This is a genomic window from Aliidiomarina sedimenti (genome assembly GCF_003986955.1).
Lineage (GTDB): Bacteria > Pseudomonadota > Gammaproteobacteria > Enterobacterales > Alteromonadaceae > Aliidiomarina > Aliidiomarina sedimenti.
Window position 1 is genome coordinate 178,771 of record NZ_PIPN01000001.1, and the last position, 18,611, is coordinate 197,381.

Consider the following 18,611-nt stretch of genomic DNA (forward strand, 5'->3'; position numbering starts at 1 on the left):
AATGTGTTTATTCTTTAAACGCTGTCGCTGCAAGTGTTTCGTTCAGCCAGGCATGCAACTGCTGCGGGGGCAGAGCGCCCGAAGTACGTGCAAGTTCCTGCCCCTTGTAGAACACCACCGTGGTCGGCAGACTGCGTATCGCATAGGTCTGAGCCAGACTTGGCTGGCTCTCCGTGCTCAGGCTGGCAAAGCGGGCTCGTTCTGCGAAAGGCGCAGCCACCATTTCAAACACTTTTGAGAACTGGCGGCAGGGGCCACACCAGGAGGCCCAGAAGTCGACTACCAGCGGCATATCTGCATTGGCATGAGCGCGGAAGTTGTCGACCGTCAATTCAAAAGGGATGCCGTGAATAAGTCGAGCTTTGCAGGACCCGCAGAGCGGGTGCTCTTTCAGACGCTGAAAGGGGATCCGGTTGGGCTTGTTGCATTGGGTACAGGAAATAATTACTGATTCAGTCATAACGCACTCGTCACCGTGGTTGTCATTACAGATTGCTCGCTATAGTATTTGTAAGATAGCTGAACCCAATGATAACAATGTATTTATAAGCAGGGATACCAATGAAAAAACCTTTACTCACCCTAATTGCAGCCGCGGTGCTCAGCGCCTGTTCGCCGGCCAGTGACAATGCGAGCGAAAATGCGACTGAAAGTGGCGCTGAAACCAGTGCAACACAACAACAGGATCAAGCTTTGGACTACCCGCAAACCCGTCGTGATGACACCGTTGATACCTATTTTGGTCAGGACGTTGCTGACCCTTTTCGTTGGCTCGAAGACGATCGCAGCGACGAAACTGCAGCCTGGGTCGAAGCTCAGAATGAACTGACGTTTGATTACCTGGGGCAGATTGACTTCCGTGACCAGGTTCGCGAGCGTCTGGCCGATGCCTGGAACTATGAGCGTTTAGGCGCGCCGTTTGAAGAAGGCGATTACACCTATTTTTATCGCAACGACGGCCTGCAGAACCATTTTGTTGTCTATCGTCAGCAAGGCGATGGTGAACCGGAAGTATTCCTTGATCCGAATGAATTCAGCGAAGACGGCACTACCTCTCTGGCCGGGCTGAGCTTTTCACCGGACGGCTCGCTGGCGGCCTACGCTACCTCTGCTGGTGGCAGCGACTGGCGCACTATTTATATTATTGATGCCGAGACTAAAGAGCCTATCGGCGAGCCTTTGGTCGATGTGAAGTTCAGTGGGATCAGCTGGCGCGAGAATGACGGAATTTACTATTCGAAGTACGACAGCCCGGATGGCAGCCGTTTGTCCCAGCTGACGGATCAGCACAAGCTTTACTACCATGAACTGAATACCTCGCAAGCGGATGACCCGGTTATCTTTGGTGGCAGCGACGAGCAGAAACATCGCTATGTCGGTGGTCGTGTGACAGACGACGGACGTTTTCTGGCGATTACCGCTGCCAACACAACCTCAGGCAATAAGCTGTTCGTCATGGACTTGCAAGCCGATGAGCCAGAGCTTGTGACCGTGGTGGGTCATGAAGACAGCAACACCGGGCTGCTCACCAACGATGGTGATTACCTGTTGTTGCAAACCAATCTGGATGCACCGAACAACCGTTTAGTGCGGGTTAATGCGAGCGAGCCGGATTCGGCTAACTGGCAGGATCTGATTGCAGAAGAAGACGAAGTACTCAGTGTCAGCCGCGGTGCCGGTTATATTTTTGCCAGCTACATGGTTGATGCTGTCTCCAAGGTTAAGCAATTTTCGATGGACGGCGAAGAGATCCGTGAAATCGACCTGCCAGGTGTTGGTTCAGCAGGTGGCTTCAGCGGTAAAGACGACGCTGATAAAATCTACTTCTCGTTTACCAATTACATTACGCCGCCCAGTACCTTCTCGCTGGACCCGGAAAGCGGCGACGCCGAGTTGTATTTTGCTGCGGAAACCACTTTTGACCCTGAGAACTATGTCAGCGAGCAGGTATTCTATACCTCCAAAGACGGCACCCGCATCCCAATGATCATCAGCTACCGCAAAGATCTGCAGCGAGATGGCAGCAACCCGACCATGTTATACGGGTATGGCGGCTTTAACGTTAGCCTGACGCCTTCGTTCAGTGTGACTAACGCGGTGTGGATGGACCTAGGGGGTATCTACGCGGTGCCGAACATCCGTGGTGGTGGTGAATACGGTCAGGCCTGGCATCAGGCTGGTATTCGCACCAGCAAGCAAAATGTCTTTGATGACTTTATTGCGGCGGCTGAGTACCTGGTTGAGGAAGACTATACCTCTGCGGACAAGCTTGCCTTACGCGGTGGTTCGAACGGTGGTTTGCTGGTTGGTGCGGTGATGACACAACGTCCGGATCTGGCCAAAGTAGCACTGCCGGCGGTGGGTGTGCTGGATATGCTGCGTTACCATACTTTCACTGCGGGTGCTGGCTGGGCATATGACTACGGCACCGCTGAGCAAAGCGAAGAAATGTTCCAGTATCTGCATGGCTACTCGCCACTGCACAATGTGGAAGAGGGGGTGAATTACCCGGCCACCATGATCACAACTGCGGATCATGACGACCGTGTAGTACCGGCTCATTCATTTAAATTTGCCGCAGAACTGCAGTCAAAAGACGGTGGTGAGAATCCGCAGTTGATTCGCATTGACGTCAATGCCGGACATGGTGCAGGCATGCCAACCTCGATGATTATCGACCAGGCAGCTGACGTACTGAGCTTCACCCTGTATAATATGGGGTATGAAAAACTCGATTAACCATCTGGGTGAGTACGCTGAGACACTGACGACGGCGTACCAGTCTCCATTTAAACGACGCCGCCGGTTTGCTTATGCAGCTGGCGGCGCGTTGCTTGGCGGCGTGGGAGCGGCGTTATCAGCTCCAGCGGTTTTTGCGGCTGGCGCAGCAGGCGTGGCGGGCAAAGTGAGTGCGGCTCTGCTTGCTTCAAAGGGGCTATCCGCAGCGCTTGGTAGCTACAACGGTTATCGCCTTGCCAATAATTACCTCGGTGAGCTCAAGTCGTTCGAATTCGTCTCCTTGACCGACGCTGTCGATACCGACGCAACCCATCAATACATCTTCATTAATGGCTTTCTCAGTCAGGACGATGCTGAACTGGCTGACTGGCGTAGCGCATTGGAGACGTTGCGAGAGCAACAGCTGAACACGACCAGGCAAGCCAACTTGTTTCCTGATATTACCCAGGCCCCGTGCTGGCATCTCAATTGGGAGTCAAAACGCTTAGCTGAGCTCAATCATTCGTTTGCCGGTCCTGGTGTGAAAAGCCTGCTAACCCGGCAGTGGCGCAGTGCGCCGCTTGGAGTCATCACGCAACTGGCGGACAATGCCTGGCACCACGCGTTGCTTAACGCGAAAAAAAGTGGTCGCTTACTGGCAGATGCGATCATGCAAAGTCCTCCGCATCAGCAATTTACCATCGTCGGACATTCACTCGGGGCGCGGGTGGCATTCTATGCACTGCAAACCTTAGCCACTGAAGCGTCACAACGGGTGCGTGATGTTGTGCTGTTGGGGGCTGCCCAGGGGCGGCGTAACCGTGACCTGTGGTTAAAAGCTGAGTCGGCCTGTAGCGGTCAGCTGTATAATTGTTTCTCGACTGAGGATTCCGTGCTGCGCTGGGCCTATCAAAGTATTAACGTTGGCATGTCGAGACCGGCTGGTCTTGGTCCCGCGCCGTTACCGGTAGCCAACATCGATTGCTCAGCGCTGGTCAATTCACACTCACGCTGGAAAGAGAACCTGCCAGCGATTTTAGCGGCCATTACAGCCTCCACCGCAGACAATATTACTCCACAGCCATTGGTTGCAGAGTAACCCGTCTGTTTACAGCTTATTGATGCGAAGGGCGGCCGGGCAGACTTCAATTCGAACCGGGCTGCTGCCAAAGTATTCACCGTCGACCTGGACCGCTAAACCACTGCTCTTAACGGTGATTTCTGTGAGCTGCCCCGATTGCACCTGTTTGGCCTGAAGATGTTTTTGTAGCAGCATTCGGAAAAGACATCGCACCGTCGCCGGGCGACGCTTTTCTTTAAGATGGGTGTAGGCAAGTAAGCCATCATTTAACCGTGCGTGTGGGGTAATCGGGATCCCTGCGCCGAAGTAACGGCCGTTGCCAATACTAAGCATAAAGGAATTTGGCTGTAGCCCGCCGTTGACCTTCTGACTGGCGTCTTCGAGCACAATAGGGCGGGCCTGATAAGCGGGAAGCAGCTGCAGCGCACGACTGATATAGGTTAACTTGCGTGGCCAGGTGCGGTGTTTAAGACGCTTGACCAACTCGCCGTCAAAGCCAACACCTGCATTATTGAGAAAGTATCGGTCGTTGACCTTACCCAAATCAATGTTGATGGTTTCACCGCTTAACGCCGCATTGATAATTTCTTCAGCTGACATACCAGCGACCCAGACCCGGGCGAAATCATTACCCGAACCGGCGGGTACCACACCCAGTATGGTGTTGGTATGCGCCACCGCGTTGACGGCCAGATTAAGGGTACCGTCACCGCCGACCGCAATCAGCAAATCGGCATCATGACAGGCCGCCTTCAATGCTTTCAAATCGGCTGCAAAGTTACCTGTGCTGGCAAACATGTAGGTATCGGCCGGTAGCTTTGGCTGCAGGCGTTTGAATAGCATGTGCCGTCGCACATGCAGCGCCGGGTTATGCAAAACAACGATGTTGCGGTGTGTCTGTGTACTCATTGATTTCAGCTATGGTTAGGTGAGCGTTAAGAGTAATGGTCATAATTGCATGGCGCCATAGGCTTTACAATATCCGCTGCGGGCCTTGAATTAATGCCAGTCAGCCCCACCTACTTTCGTAGTATACGGCAAAAATGCTTTACGTGACGGGCTGTTGCACCTGAGCTGGACGCTAGGCTTGGGGCGGGCTTGATGCTATAATTTGCGCCGTTTTAATGCTCAACTTTCATGAGAGACGCGACAGTTGCTGGTGAAGATTCAGGTGCTGGCACCATTATTCGCGTTAACGTGGTTTGATAAATAGGAATGACTATGTCTGATAAATCAAAGATCATCTACACCGAAACTGACGAAGCGCCACGCCTGGCGACCTATTCATTGCTGCCGATTATCCAGGCATTCACCAAAGCAGCGGGCGTTTCGGTTGAAACCCGTGACATCTCTCTGGCTGGTCGTGTCATCGCGCTCTTCCCTGAGTACCTGAAAGAAGATCAACGCATTGCAGATGCACTGGCTGAACTTGGCGAACTGGCCAAGACCCCGGAAGCCAACATCATCAAATTGCCGAACATCAGCGCATCCATTCCACAGCTGACAGCAACCATCAAAGAGCTGCAGGCACAGGGCTATGCACTGCCGGATTACCCGTTTGAACCGCAAAACGACGAAGAACGTGACGTTAAAGCACGTTATGACAAAGTGAAAGGCTCTGCGGTAAACCCAGTGCTGCGTGAAGGTAACTCGGATCGTCGCGCACCAGCGGCGGTGAAAAACTTCGTGAAAAAACACCCGCATAAAATGGGTGCATGGGCGAAAGACTCAAAAACCCACGTTGCCCATATGAGCGACGGTGACTTCTACTCCAGCGAGCAGTCGAAAACCTTCGGCGGTGCAGACCAGCTGAAAATTGTCCTTAACCACGACGGCAAGCAAACCGTACTGAAAGAGTCAGTTAAAGTACTGGCCGGTGAAGTGGTGGATGCCGCAGTGATGAACAAGAACAAGCTGCAGCAGTTCTTCGAGCAATCGACTCAAGCAGCGAAAGAGGAAGACGTACTGCTGTCATTGCACCTCAAAGCGACCATGATGAAAGTCTCTGACCCGATCATGTTTGGTCACGCGGTGAAAGTGTATTACAAAGATGTACTGACCAAGTACGCCGACGAAATGAAGCAAATCAGCTTTGATGCCACCAATGGTATCGGCGATCTCTACGCCAAACTGGATAAACTGCCAGCCGATAAGGCACAGGCCATCGAAGCCGATATGAAAGCCGTGTATGGCAGCAACCCGGCTCTGGCAATGGTAAATTCTGACAAAGGTATTACCAACCTGCACGTACCGAGTGACATCATTGTTGATGCGTCAATGCCAGCGATGATCCGTGACTCAGGCAAAATGTGGACGCCAGATAATACTCAGGCCGACACCAAAGCGATGATCCCGGATCGCTGCTACGCAGGCGTTTACCAGGCCACTATCGACTTCTGTAAAGAACACGGTGCCTTTGACCCGGCGACGATGGGCACAGTGCCAAACGTTGGCCTGATGGCACAAAAAGCTGAAGAATATGGTTCGCATGACAAAACCTTTGAAATCCCGGCTGACGGTGTGGTTGAAGTACAGAACCAGGGCGGCGACGTGGTGTTCAAACATAACGTCGAGCAGGGCGATATCTGGCGCATGTGTCAGGTTAAAGACGCGCCTATCCGTGACTGGGTCAAGCTGGCGGTCAACCGTTCACGTTTAAGTGGGATGCCGGCAATCTTCTGGCTCGACGAAAACCGTGCCCATGACCGTGAACTGATTGTTAAAGTAAACGAGTATCTGAAAGATCACGATACAGACGGTCTGGATATCCAGATTATGAACCCGGTCGATGCGACTAAGCATTCACTGCAACGGATGAAAGACGGCAAAGACACCATTTCAGTAACAGGTAACGTATTACGTGACTACCTGACTGATTTGTTCCCAATTCTGGAACTGAATACATCAGCGAAAATGCTTTCAATCGTGCCATTGATGAACGGTGGTGGCTTGTTTGAAACCGGCGCTGGTGGTTCTGCACCTAAGCACGTACAGCAGTTTGTTGAAGAGAACCACCTGCGTTGGGATTCACTGGGTGAGTTCCTGGCCCTGGCTGCGTCCCTTGAGCACCTAAGCCGTGCCACAGACAACGCGCGCGCCAAAGTTCTGGCCGATACGCTGGACTCAGCCACTGCCAAGTTCCTGGAGAACAATAAGTCGCCATCACGTAAAGCGGGTGAAATTGATAACCGCGGCAGCCATTTCTACCTGGCGATGTACTGGGCAGAAGCACTGGCCAAGCAAACGGATGACGCGGAACTGAAAGAGCGTTTCAGCAAGCTTTCAGAGCAGTTGTCAGGCAATGAGCAGGCAATCATTGACGAACTGAACACGATTCAGGGCGGCAAAGTCGATATCGGCGGGTATTACCAGCCAGATGCAGACAAAGTTGCAACGGCGATGCGTCCTTGTAAGCTACTGAACGACGCACTTGCATCACTGTAATCTGACAGAGCATGCGCTGCATGCTATCTAAAGATTCGATTCGAAGCCCGGCATATGCCGGGCTTTTTATTGCGCGAAAACTTATTTATAATAATTTTTCAACATATCAACGGCACGCGTTATGGATAACAGGCAAACTTCTCAATTCCCTTCGGATCAGGCAAGTTTTTGGCATGGCAATCGCTATGTCTTCAGTTACCAAAACCACAGCATTGAACTTTGGACTTCAAGCTTTACTGTCGATTTAGATATACCCATGAGCTGAGCAGAATGATTAACTCAGAACGTTAGAGAAGACAGAAGAGGACGTATCATGCAAACAAATTCGGTAACAGTAAACGTCATGTTTTGGCTCTTACGGGTAGCGGTCTATGTGGCGATAGCCTACGGGCTGGGGTTCCTAATGGGATCTTTTACCGATGTTCCGGCAGTCATAACTGGGGTGGTCATTGGTGCGATATTTGTGAGCGTATGGTTGTGGCGCGAACGGCGGTCTGTTGCACGGGCGGAGGCTTAAGGCAACTTGCGGGAATAACATCGGCCGCCAGTCGAAATGACTTTTATCTTCAACGAAATTATGGTTTCATTAACTTTCAATAATAAAAACAAGGAACTAGCAACATGTCTCAATTCGAAGGAAAATTTGGTCCAGCCGTTGTTCAGGCGTTGATCCTTTGTGTAGTGCGCTTTTTTACCATTCCATGGAAAATCTGGAAAGGGGCGGTATTTCGTTTAGCTGCATTGCGCAATATGAGCGACGAAGACAAAAGCGTGGCCGAAACGTCTGAGTTCCCGGTGTTTGACTGGTTCAGAACCGCATGGGACGGGATTATTTTCCTATCGTGGCCGGTCGCGATCATTATTGCTGTGTTAGCGTTTCTGGGGGGGCTGTTTAACGGGTATGGTTCGTATGCGTTAGGTGGTGCCGTAGCAACCTTAGTCTATGCCTATTTCGCTGTGATTCTGATGTCACTGATGAAAGAGAGCCTGATCTTAATTCTGACGATCGCGCTGAATGTCGAACGCATTAATGCGAAGACTCCAGGCGTGAAAACTGCAAATTCAGAGAGTGAATAAACGGGTTGCAGAAAGACTGAGTGTTGCTCGGACTTTCTGAATCCAGTTAAAAATACCCGCCTGTATGGCGGGTATTTTTTTGTCTGGCAAAAGCTAAACCGGTTAGCGGTCGTCGCTCTCGAAGTCGTTTGAAAAGATGTTCCATAAGGTAACGAAAAGAGCGGTCAGGATAGGGCCAATAATAAAGCCATGGATGCCGAAAATGCTCAACCCGCCGAGAATCGACAGCAGGATTAACCAGTCTGGAAGGCGAATATCGCGCCCGACCAAAAGTGGACGCAATATATTGTCGACCAGCCCGATAATGACAGCACCAAAAATGAGCAGAATGACGCCCTGCATGATCTCGCCGCTAAACAGCAGGTAGGCCGCTATTGGACCCCATACCAGAAACGAGCCCAATGCGGGAACCAGTGACAGGATACCTATTAACACACCCAGGAACAGCGCCCCCGGAATACCCAGGATAGCCAGAATAGCCCAGCCTAAAATGCCTTCGACCGCCGCTACAATAAAAGTGCTTTTAAAGGTGGCCCGGGTTACTTTTACGAAGCGATCTGACAATTTATCTTCACGCCCTTCACCTAGCGGAATGGCATTGCGTACGGCCTGAGTGATTTTCTCGCCGTCGCGGAAAAAGAAAAACGTCAGATACAGCATAACGCCCATGCTGACCAGAAAATGAAAGGTACTTCGACCCAGCTTAAATGCCTCCTGGGCGATGTACTGACTGGAGGATGAAAGCGTGTCACTGAGACGTTGCCCGAGATCGCTGGCATTGAGGTCATACCGATTCATGAGCTCAGGTACGATAGGCAGATTTTCTTCGATATATTGCTGAATCACCTCACCATCAATGTCGCCCTGATCAAAACTCTGATAGATATCGTTGGCCTGGCTTACAATCTGGAAGGTAATCAGGGTCAGCGGTACGACCACGATTAACACCGCAAGGGACAGCGTTAGCACAGCCGCCAACGAGCGTTTCTCCTTAAGCTTTTGACACAGCCAGTGGTAAATTGGGTAGAAAAGCACAGCGAGGGCGATGGCCCAGAAAATCGCGCCCCAGAAAGGGCCAAGCATAAGGAAAAAGGCACCTGTTACGACACCCAGTAACAGTAAAAAGAAACGTTTTTCTAGCGGTCGTTGCATTCTGTCCTAGCCTGTTGAAATGACGAATAAAACATAGCATAGCAGTTGATCGCGAAAAGGTTGTAAAACTGATACTGTCGTAGTTATCGAGTTTTTCCGGGGACACACAGATGAAGGCTGCATTCAGGCAATGGCCATTGCGCGCATATATGCAGGTATTCAAGGGCGTTATTAAGATCCTGCCATTTCGCTGGCCAACGGTTCATGAAGGGGAAAATGCCACCAGCACGCTGATTGATGAAATAGCGAATGCGGGGTATCAACGGATTCTGCTGGTGACTGATCAGGCCGTGCAGGGACTTGGGTTGACCACTTTGGTCCTTGAGGCCGCTGCGGCGCGCAATTTGCAGCTAACCGTGTATGCGAACGTCACCTCAGATCCCACTATTGAACTTATCACGGCGGCGGTGGATGAAGTTCGTGAACTGAAGGCAGAGGCGATTATTGCGGTAGGCGGCGGTTCGGTGCTGGATGCGGCTAAGATGATTGGCGCACTGTTGAAAACCAAACAGCCAATTACCAAACTGGTTGGTTTATTCAAAGTTCGCAAGGGTATGTTGCCGCTGTATGCGGTGCCCACAACGGCAGGCACAGGCTCGGAAGCAACCGTTGCCGCCGTTGTGTCAGACCCGCGCAAAATGCGCAAGTTATCGATTCTTGACCTTAAGCTGATGCCAACGGCGGTCGCTCTGGACCCGGCAATGACGATTGGTTTGCCACCAGCAATCACGGCTGCCACAGGGCTGGATGCGTTGACCCATGCGATTGAGGCCTATTTGTCGCGTAATGCGTTACTGCGCACAGACGAACTGGCGCTTCAGGCAGCACGCCTGATTAACAGCTGGCTGCCGAAGGCTTACGCAAAAGGAGACAACCTGGAAGCGCGGCAACAGATGGCAAAAGCCGCCATGTACGCGGGTCAGGCCTTTACTCAGGCCGGTGTCGGCTATGTGCATGCGATCGCCCATAATCTGGGTGCGCGATACCACATCCCGCATGGGCTGGCGAATGCGATGCTGTTACCAACCGTGCTGGAGTTTTCGAAACCGGCTTGCAGCAGGCGTATGGCAGATCTTAGCAGGGCGATGGGGTTAAATAGCGCAGACGGGCGCACTGATGATGATGCACTGGCAGATGCGCTGATAGAACGGGTACGCCAGCTCAATCAGCGGTTCGCTATTCCCGGTTACATTGAGCAGTTACGCGAACAGGATATTGCGTCCATTATCCGCGCCGCACGCAGTGAAGCTCGTTTTACCTACGCAGTGCCGCGTTACATTAATCAACAGCAAGGCGAGGCGCTGTTGCGTTCGTTGCTGCCGGGTTCTGCAAGCAACGATGCGGCTAATACTGCAACTGAGGATGCTACGACGGATTCAGCTTAAACGGTGGTAGTCGGTGTCGCCGTCGAGATACAACCATTGCCCGTTTACCTGGCTAAAACGCGAGACTTCTTCGAGCATGGCAAGACTACCATCGGCTTCTTTGCAAAAGGCACGGAAGTGAACGGTTCCACTATTGCCGGTTGGCTTTGGGGCACTGATAATTTCCAGTTTTAGCCATTGCGTGTTGTCAGCCGCCTGGATGGCGCTGGGCCGGGTCGACGGATGCCAGCTATGTTGCAGATAGGCGTCGTCACCGATGGCAAAAGCACTGTAGCGTGAGCGCATCAGTAGTTCCGGGGTCGCGGCCGGCTGGCCCTGGTGCACGGGTTGGCAGCATTCAGCGTAGCTGCGTTCGCTACCACAATAGCAAGCTGTCATAATAAAACCTGAATAAAGGGAGTGAAATTGCAAGCGAGCTGGCGAGTCTAGCATGCTATACTCGCGCCGCCGAATTTTAAGGCTCACTCAAGACTCAATCAAAAAAGGGACCCTGACCATGCGTGTATGTGGCGTTGAAATAAAAAGCAACGAAGCGATTATTTGCCTTTTAAACAAAGAGGACGGCCTGTTTGATATTCCTGACTGCCGCCAGGTGCGCTTTCAGTTGGTAAAAGATCAGGAGGCTGACAATATTCGTCACTTTCAGTTTACCTTTGCCAAGTTTCTGCAGGACTACAAAGTTGAGCAGGTCGTTATCCGCGAGCGCGCCCAGAAAGGTAAGTTTGCCGGTGCCGCGGTAGGGTTCAAAATTGAAGCGGCCATTCAGCTGATTGAAAACATCGATGTGAGTCTGCTTAAGGCAACTGAGCAGAAAGAAAAACTGAAACGTAATCCGATACCGGTTGATTTCGCCGATACCGGCCTTAAAAAGTTTCAGGAAACTGCGTTCGAAGTGGCCTACGCCTCTCTGGCTTACCCATAGGGCAAGCCTCAGGTACGGGCTTTAGCCTTTATAGAAGCGTAATAAGCGATTGTTAGCTGGCATCTGGTAATCCTGCAGATGGGTGAAGCCCTGGCTATGGGCGAGCTGCTGAACTTTCTCAATATCCCGAATCCCCATGCTTGCATCGCGGCTTTTCAGTGACTGGTCGAACAGCTCGTTGCTGCCGCTGGTGTACAGACCGCCATAATTAAACGGGCCGTAGATCCAGACAGAGCCGTGCTCGTTGAGAAGCGCAGGCAGGGTCTTAAAGAAACGAACCACCGTTGGCCAGCTCATAATATGCAGGGTATTTGCACTATAAACCAGATCAAAGCGACCGCTTATGATTTGCTGGCGATTGACGTCAAATGCCAAAGCAGCGGGCAGGTTTTCCAGCTGAGCTTCGCCAATACGAGCCTGTAAACCAGGCAGATTGGTTTCGACGTCGCTGCATTGCCAACGAATATGCGGCAGCTGCTGGGCAAAAAACTCGGCATGTTGGCCGCTGCCACTGCCCACTTCAAGCACCGATCCCGGCTCAGACAACGCCTTGCTAAGTATTTCAAAAATGGGGCGCTTGTTGTTTTCACAGGCTTGTGAAAAGGGCAATGACATAGGAATCCTCGATAAAAACAGCAAACTTTTATAGGTATTTTCATACTACAGAGGTGGCTTCAGATAACAAGCCGTTAACCACAGAATTGCGCTGGATTAAGCTATGTAACAGTTCTGCAATATTTGCCTGATGGATTTCTGCACACCGTGTTTGGCCTGGGTTAAAAGCTCATCGCTCAACAACAAATTAGCGTTATATGATATAGCAAATAGATTCTGTTCTCCCCGTCGTCCAGTCTATAAACTGCGCGCAAATCACACATATAAAGGGAGCGCAGTATGCAACGCGTATTCAAACTAGGATTGTTGAGTGGCCTTATGCTGGCAGGCTCGGCGGCACATGCAAATATCGAGTGGAGTGGCTTTGCCAATATTGGCGCCGGTTTCACCAGCGGAAGCGACGAGCAGGCATTTGGTTACGAAGACTCAGTGGACTTCAAACCAGATACTCTGTTTGCACTGCAGGGCCGTGCTGAACTGGCCGACGACCTGAGCATCACCACTCAGTTGATGTCACGTGGGGAAGATAACTTCGACCTTGGTGTGGAATGGGCGTATCTGCAGTATCAAGTGAATGACGCCTGGACGGTCAACGCCGGTAAGCTTCGCTTACCCCTCTATAACTATTCGGATTCACTCGATGTAGCCTATAGCTACCATTGGCTGCGCACGCCGCAGGCAGTGTACCGGGTACCCTTTGATAATTTCACCGGGGCGAGCGTCCAACACAATGCTTTTTTAGGCGACAGCATGCTGTCGACGCAGTTTATTGTCGGTAACTTCAATGACAGTGTCGAGGTGGCGGACTCGCAAGCGGAAACGGATCTTGAAAATCTGGTTGGGCTAAGTTCAAGTCTGAATTACCACAGCTGGACAGTGCGCGGCGGCTTCTTTTATAGCAGCGACGTGTCTGTCGAACTGCAGACACCGGAGTTTAACGGGTTGATGATGCAATTGAGCGGAGCTGGTTTCGCCTCACTGGCTGATGATCTGCGCGTTGACGAGCGTGAAGGAACCTTTGCCAGTATCGGTCTCAACTTTGATAACTTTGACTGGGTATTTGCAAGTGAATACACCGAGCTTGAGGTACAGGACAGTTTCCTGGCGAAACAACGCTCGTTTTACGCCAGTTTAGGAAAGCGTTTTGGAAGCTGGATGCCTCACGTTACCTATGCAGGCACCCGCGATCAGCAGGCGGATTTTGCTCTAGCCACGCTGCCAGCACCATTGGCGCAAGGCGTTCAGCAATTAACGAGTAGCACCACTCAGCGTTCGAACATGACCTCGTTAGGTGTGCGCTATGACGTACGAGCGGGTGTTGCCTTTAAATTCGACGTAACACACGTTGATGATAAAGCACTGGATACCCGTTCCAATGTGGTGTCTTTTTCTGTCCAGACCGTATTTTAAGGAGCGACTACTATGTTGAAGTTAATTAAAGTCACCTTGCTTGGTACTGCACTGGCGTGGGCAATCACAAGTTTTCCTGCTATGGCACAAGGCGGTGCGGTTATCAGCCAAAGCGAAATCGATTCAGCCCGGGTCACCCGTATTTACATGGGGCAGTCGCGGGAACTGATTGCTGTTAATCAGCAAGAGGGTTCAGCGGTACGTCAGGCTTTTGAAGCCAACGTCATTGGGCGTTCTGCAGAGCAGATCAAAGCGCACTGGTCACGTTTAGTCTTTACCGGCCGCGCTGCAGAGCTGCGCCAGGTCGAATCTGATGAGGCTGTGCTGGAATATGTTCGCTCGAATCCCGGCACCATTGGCTATATCAGCGATGCCAGCAAGGCGGACGATTTAAATATTCTGCTCGAATTCTAAGCCCGTTGCTACGTTTATGAAAAGCCCGGTTGCGCTGCAGCCGGGCTTTTTTTATGCGCCGCTTCGTCTGGCCGGTCATGACATGGACAAAGCGACGCTGAAAAACTGTTATTTTTGCGCTGGATGAGTACACTGATCGGTCTGTAACCACTAAGGATTCTGTTGCTCATGCGTTTCTGCTACCTGTTCGCTATTTGTGCCTTGCTATTCGTCGGAGCGCCATCGTCTGCGCTCGCTCAGTCGACTGCGGACCTGGAGTCTCAGCTCGCTGACCTGCAAGCCTATTATGAGGAACTGAGTCAGGACCGGGTTGATTTAGAGGCGCAATACGAGGTGTTGCAGGGAAGCCGCATGCTTCACCAAATTCTACAAGAGCAGCGAGCCAGCGTACGTGACGTCAGGACTCAGGACTTTGAAGAGTTGCTGGCCCAGCTCCGGCTCGACTTGTTTCACGTCCAGCGCGAACTGAGGGAGCCGGATCTGGAACAAATCCAGCGCGACGAATTAGAAGCAAGCCTGACTGAGCTGGAAAGCGATATCCGTTTACTGGTCGACTTTATGCAGGTGCAGGGGCGTTTAACGACCGAGTTAACCGCGTTTGAAAATACGCTCGCTGATTACCTGTTTTGGACCCCCAGCAACCGGGCGATGGAGTGGCAGTGGTTTAGTCAGTTTCCGGCCCATGTTTCGGCTCAGGCTGTGCGAATCTACCAGGCGCTGAGTCAGTTAGTGACCCAGTTAAGCGTACAGATCACTCTGCTGATGGTTGCTTTTATTGTCCTCCTGTTGATTTTAGTGCTCAAACGACGCGCTATTTTGCTGCGCTTATCGCTATACAATAAGGATGTGGCGTCGAATTCAGTATCTTCACCTTGGTTGGTGCCCAGCGCGCTGTTGTTACATGGGTTACTGGTTGCCCCGTTATCCTTAGTGGTTTTAATTGCGGGGCAGTTTATCAATGCGCCTGTCGGCGATGATATATATCTGGATAAAGCGCTGAATGCCGTCGCCGGCTCACTGTTTATGATTAGTTTTCTCAGCAGAATACTGCGGCGTAATGGCTTTGCGAGTCTGTATTTTCGCTGGCAGGACGAGCAGTGCGCGGTCTTGCGCCGATTTATACTCGCCCTGGGCTGGGTTCTGGTGCCGTTAAGCTTCATTCTTGCTGTGGCCAGCCAGCAGACTACGCAACTAAGCCAGGACGTCATCGGTCAGCTGGTGCTATTTATAACCAGCTTGTATCTGATCGCAATCCTGCTCTCCCTATTTGCTAAGCTGCCCCCGCTGTATGGTTCTAAACTGACCCATCGTACGGTTGCATCGGCCTTGTTGGTATTGCCAGTCATGTTGCTGATTATGGTATCCAGCGGGTATTACTACACAGCGCTGATGTTAAGTGGTTACTATCTGGCGACGTTCTATGTCATCAGCGTATGGATGCTTACTGCGGCGGGTGTCCAACGGGCCCTGGATTTTGCTTATGACCGGATGCAGGAACGTCAGTTGGCTCAGCAGGCCGTGGAGCGCGAGGTTGAGGCGGTACTAAAAGATCACGAAAATGCGGATGAAAAGCCGTTGCAGGCGCGCGCAAAAGACGAGGCACCACCGCTTGCCCGCTCAGAAGCAGATGCTCAGGGCGCGAAACAGCAGTCGCAGCGGCTGGCGCGCTTCGGCCTGATGGCACTATTTGCGTTTATTTTATACCAGGTATGGTCAGAAGCGACGATGGCACTGGATTATCTGGATACGCAGGTATTGTGGGAAGATGCAGACACTGGCGATAGCGCACTCAGTCTGGGTGGCTTGGTCAGTGCGGTGGTGATTGCGTTGGTCGGCCTGGTGCTAGTGCGCAACTTGCCTGGCTTACTTGAGATGACGGTATTATCTCGCCTGCAATTGCAGATGGGGACTGCGTATGCGGTCACCTCGCTGGTCAATTACGTGGTCATCAGCATTGCGGTCGTCACCTTCCTGGCTTCACTCGGGGTACGCTGGGATCAATTGCAGTGGTTAGCAGCGGGGCTGACGGTGGGCCTTGGGTTTGGATTGCAGGAAATTTTCGGTAATTTCATCTCCGGTTTGATTTTATTTTTCGAACGCCCGTTGCGGGTAGGCGATATTGTTACCCTGGACACCTTGTCTGGCCGCGTGAGCCAGATTCGAATACGGGCGACCGTGATAACCGACTTTGATCGCCGCGACATTGTGGTACCAAACCGACAGTTCATCACCGGCCAGTTTGTAAACTGGTCGCTGAGCAACACCATTACCCGCTTAACCATTAAAGTAGGTGTGGCGTATGGCTCAGATCTGGATAAAACCCGGGAGATCTTACTGGCGATAGGGCAAGACGAAGAGCGCGTACTTGATGACCCCGAACCTACGGTGTTGTTCATGCAATTTGGCGCTTCAACGCTCGATCACGAGTTGCGGGTGCATGTCGAGGATTTAGCCGAGCGGATGCCGACCATTGATGCTCTGAACCGGGAAATTGATCGTCGCTTTAAAGCCGCTGGCATAGAGGTCGCGTTTAATCAGATTGACGTCCATTTTCGCAATGAACTCGGTATCGAGCGACAGGTTGGAGCGGTCGACAGTAGCCCGAAAGACGAGGACCAAGCGAAGTAAGCCGGCACTCGTTGCGGACTACCGGCTTCCGGCGATTAAAGAATATAGCTGATGTGCTGATAAAAACGTACGATCAGGTCATCATGTTCGGGGCGCAGTTTTATATCCGCTGCTAAGTCCTTAAGCGCTTCATGAACCCGGTTCATAAAGCGGCCGTAGCCACGCTCGTGGCAGTCGTGCTGACCCGCTACAAAGATGAAGTTCACGGCTTCAACCAGATTGTCGTCCTCGTAAAAACTGAGTTGCTGAGCGTCATCGCTTGTGGTGTCGAAACTCATTTTCTGCAATTCAGAATTCTGTTCGGAAATATCGACCTGGCTGTTGCGAACCAGCGGCGTCTTGCCGTTTGCAACAAAAGCGCGGTGGGCAATACCGTGCTTCTCACAGACATCGGTGAATAGCGTTTCAATTCGCTTATACATGGCACCATAGTCATGGTCATGCAGTTTGAGGTTTTGCTTCAGGCGGCGCGAGAGGGGCAGTGCAACCGTGGCATAGGTAAGCTCGCTGCGCGGTTGCGGCAGGTCGCAGTTGCGTTTCTCATAACGGGCATAGAGTGAACGCAGTTTATAGGCGTAGGTTTCTTTATGCCCTTTATCGCGCGCGAACAAGTCATAGGACAGATGCTGATGGTCACGTACTTTGAGTTCCATCGGAAGGTCTGGTAACTCGGCTTTAAAATGCTTAATCAAGCGGTGTACGCGGCGGTGGAACTGGGCAGAATTGGCGCGGATATCGCTGCCTGTAGCAAGAAACAGGAGACGGATTTTACGCGCTTTGTAGTCAGGCTTAATAAAGACATTCTGTGCTTCGTGATATTTTGGATTGTAGAAAAACAGCATCTGCTTTTGGGTCTGGAAGCAGTAGTACTCGCTGTGGTAACGCACCACCGGCAGTTTATCATTGGCGATGAAATGCACATTGCTCAGGCTCTCATCTTCGGCTAAGCGAAAAAATAAGCGGCTCAGCTTGTCGTAACATGCCTCTGGACTGTTAAACGTCTGATAAAACTCATCACTGGGCTTTAATTCTACCAGTACATACTGATTGGAATGGGCGTTTGTTGGAATATAAGCGCGGTGAGCGGTACTCATCTGAGGGTCTCCTGTCTGACGTTGAGGGTCAGGTAACGTGTAATAATCTATACACAGACTTTAGACGATTTCGGCTGAACTTTTATTGTTTCAGAATAAAAACTCAACCGAGTTCACACCGCTTAACATGACACCCTTTGATTACCAGCTACCCTGGTTGGCCATAGAAAGCCACGGCTCTTTGGCTGGCTGTGCATCGCCGCGTTGCAAAAGCTCAATGGAAATACCATCCGGTGAGCGGACAAACGCCATGCGGCCGTCACGGGGCGGACGATTAATGGTAATACCCATGCCCTGCAAGTGATGGCAGGTGGCGTAAATGTCATCGACCTCGAACGCCAGATGACCAAAGTTGCGGCCGCCGGAATAGGTTTCCGGATCCCAGTTGTAGGTCAGTTCCAATTCGGCTTCCGGGCTCTCTTTGGCGGCTAAAAAGAGCAGGGTGAAACGGCCTTCGGGTACCTCTTTACGACGCACTTCATGTAACCCAAGTCCTTCACAGTAGAAACGCAGTGACGCCTCCAAATCATGAACGCGGACCATGGTATGCAAGTATTTCATCAACGAACTCCAGGTTGAATGCTATAGATACTGCGGCGCACGAACTTCGGCTTGTCATAAAACTCTGCTAAAGTGGCGCCAATAGATGGGAAACGTTTTATCAGGTATCA

The 18,611-nt window shown here is 51.6% G+C and carries 17 protein-coding genes; 10 read left to right on the forward strand and 7 right to left on the reverse strand.

Annotation, left to right across the window (positions count from 1 at the left end; all coding sequences use genetic code 11):
* Nucleotides 1-7 precede the first annotated feature (7 nt).
* Nucleotides 8-460, reverse strand: a complete 453-nt coding sequence (gene trxC, locus CWE12_RS00845) for a thioredoxin TrxC (RefSeq protein ID WP_126787687.1) — start codon at nucleotides 458-460, stop codon at nucleotides 8-10.
* A gap of 101 nt (nucleotides 461-561) precedes the next feature.
* Between trxC and CWE12_RS00850 the strand changes: the two genes are divergently transcribed.
* A complete protein-coding gene (locus tag CWE12_RS00850; RefSeq protein WP_126787688.1) occupies nucleotides 562-2,739 on the forward strand; it encodes a prolyl oligopeptidase family serine peptidase in 2,178 nt (725 codons plus the stop codon).
* Nucleotides 2,723-3,817, forward strand: a complete 1,095-nt coding sequence (locus CWE12_RS00855; protein ID WP_126787689.1) for an alpha/beta fold hydrolase — start codon at nucleotides 2,723-2,725, stop codon at nucleotides 3,815-3,817. The genes CWE12_RS00850 and CWE12_RS00855 overlap by 17 nt, the downstream gene beginning before the upstream one ends.
* Before the next feature lie 9 nt (nucleotides 3,818-3,826).
* Here CWE12_RS00855 and CWE12_RS00860 read toward each other — a convergent pair whose 3' ends face one another.
* Nucleotides 3,827-4,708: a diacylglycerol/lipid kinase family protein gene (locus CWE12_RS00860; RefSeq protein ID WP_126787690.1), complete on the reverse strand. Its 882-nt coding sequence runs from the start codon at nucleotides 4,706-4,708 to the stop codon at nucleotides 3,827-3,829.
* Nucleotides 4,709-5,020: 312 nt separating this feature from the next.
* Here CWE12_RS00860 and CWE12_RS00865 point away from each other — a divergent pair, with 312 nt between their 5' ends.
* The 3 genes from CWE12_RS00865 to CWE12_RS00875 all read left to right on the forward strand — a co-directional run bounded on the left by CWE12_RS00865 (nucleotide 5,021) and on the right by CWE12_RS00875 (nucleotide 8,320).
* Complete coding sequence (locus CWE12_RS00865; RefSeq protein WP_126787691.1) at nucleotides 5,021-7,243, forward strand: NADP-dependent isocitrate dehydrogenase; 2,223 nt, start codon at nucleotides 5,021-5,023, stop codon at nucleotides 7,241-7,243.
* Nucleotides 7,244-7,556: 313 nt separating this feature from the next.
* A complete protein-coding gene (locus CWE12_RS00870) occupies nucleotides 7,557-7,760 on the forward strand; it encodes a hypothetical protein (RefSeq protein WP_126787692.1) in 204 nt (67 codons plus the stop codon).
* Nucleotides 7,761-7,864: 104 nt separating this feature from the next.
* Nucleotides 7,865-8,320 (forward strand): hypothetical protein, encoded by a 456-nt coding sequence (locus CWE12_RS00875; protein WP_126787693.1) that lies wholly within the window; start codon nucleotides 7,865-7,867, stop codon nucleotides 8,318-8,320.
* Between the two features lie 102 nt (nucleotides 8,321-8,422).
* Here the strand turns inward: CWE12_RS00875 and CWE12_RS00880 are convergent, their stop codons facing one another.
* Nucleotides 8,423-9,472 carry an AI-2E family transporter gene (locus CWE12_RS00880; protein ID WP_126787694.1) on the reverse strand — a complete coding sequence of 350 codons (1,050 nt, stop codon included), beginning with the start codon at nucleotides 9,470-9,472 and terminating at the stop codon, nucleotides 8,423-8,425.
* Nucleotides 9,473-9,582: 110 nt separating this feature from the next.
* On the opposite strand from CWE12_RS00880, the gene CWE12_RS00885 reads away from it, so the two are divergent.
* Nucleotides 9,583-10,857 carry an iron-containing alcohol dehydrogenase gene (locus CWE12_RS00885; RefSeq protein WP_126787695.1) on the forward strand — a complete coding sequence of 425 codons (1,275 nt, stop codon included), beginning with the start codon at nucleotides 9,583-9,585 and terminating at the stop codon, nucleotides 10,855-10,857.
* On the opposite strand, the gene CWE12_RS00890 is transcribed toward CWE12_RS00885, so the two are convergent.
* Nucleotides 10,849-11,235, reverse strand: coding sequence for a YchJ family protein (locus tag CWE12_RS00890; RefSeq protein WP_126787696.1), 387 nt, complete (start codon nucleotides 11,233-11,235; stop codon nucleotides 10,849-10,851). The two genes, CWE12_RS00885 and CWE12_RS00890, sit on opposite strands and share 9 nt — an antisense overlap.
* Before the next feature lie 118 nt (nucleotides 11,236-11,353).
* On the opposite strand from CWE12_RS00890, the gene CWE12_RS00895 reads away from it, so the two are divergent.
* Nucleotides 11,354-11,779, forward strand: coding sequence for a DUF3010 family protein (locus CWE12_RS00895; protein ID WP_126787697.1), 426 nt, complete (start codon nucleotides 11,354-11,356; stop codon nucleotides 11,777-11,779).
* 21 nt (nucleotides 11,780-11,800) lie between these two features.
* Here CWE12_RS00895 and CWE12_RS00900 read toward each other — a convergent pair whose 3' ends face one another.
* Nucleotides 11,801-12,394 carry a DUF938 domain-containing protein gene (locus CWE12_RS00900; RefSeq protein ID WP_126787698.1) on the reverse strand — a complete coding sequence of 198 codons (594 nt, stop codon included), beginning with the start codon at nucleotides 12,392-12,394 and terminating at the stop codon, nucleotides 11,801-11,803.
* A gap of 279 nt (nucleotides 12,395-12,673) precedes the next feature.
* On the opposite strand from CWE12_RS00900, the gene CWE12_RS00905 reads away from it, so the two are divergent.
* The 3 genes from CWE12_RS00905 (at nucleotide 12,674) to CWE12_RS00915 (ending at nucleotide 16,846) form a co-directional block, all read left to right on the forward strand.
* Complete coding sequence (locus tag CWE12_RS00905) at nucleotides 12,674-13,804, forward strand: hypothetical protein (protein ID WP_126787699.1); 1,131 nt, start codon at nucleotides 12,674-12,676, stop codon at nucleotides 13,802-13,804.
* A gap of 12 nt (nucleotides 13,805-13,816) precedes the next feature.
* Nucleotides 13,817-14,218, forward strand: coding sequence for a type 2 periplasmic-binding domain-containing protein (locus CWE12_RS00910; RefSeq protein ID WP_126787700.1), 402 nt, complete (start codon nucleotides 13,817-13,819; stop codon nucleotides 14,216-14,218).
* 168 nt (nucleotides 14,219-14,386) lie between these two features.
* Complete coding sequence (locus CWE12_RS00915) at nucleotides 14,387-16,846, forward strand: mechanosensitive ion channel domain-containing protein (RefSeq protein WP_126787701.1); 2,460 nt, start codon at nucleotides 14,387-14,389, stop codon at nucleotides 16,844-16,846.
* Nucleotides 16,847-16,881: 35 nt separating this feature from the next.
* On the opposite strand, the gene CWE12_RS00920 is transcribed toward CWE12_RS00915, so the two are convergent.
* Nucleotides 16,882-17,940 (reverse strand): DUF3083 family protein, encoded by a 1,059-nt coding sequence (locus tag CWE12_RS00920; protein WP_126787702.1) that lies wholly within the window; start codon nucleotides 17,938-17,940, stop codon nucleotides 16,882-16,884.
* Between the two features lie 141 nt (nucleotides 17,941-18,081).
* Nucleotides 18,082-18,501: a VOC family protein gene (locus tag CWE12_RS00925; protein WP_126787703.1), complete on the reverse strand. Its 420-nt coding sequence runs from the start codon at nucleotides 18,499-18,501 to the stop codon at nucleotides 18,082-18,084.
* Nucleotides 18,502-18,611 lie beyond the last annotated feature (110 nt).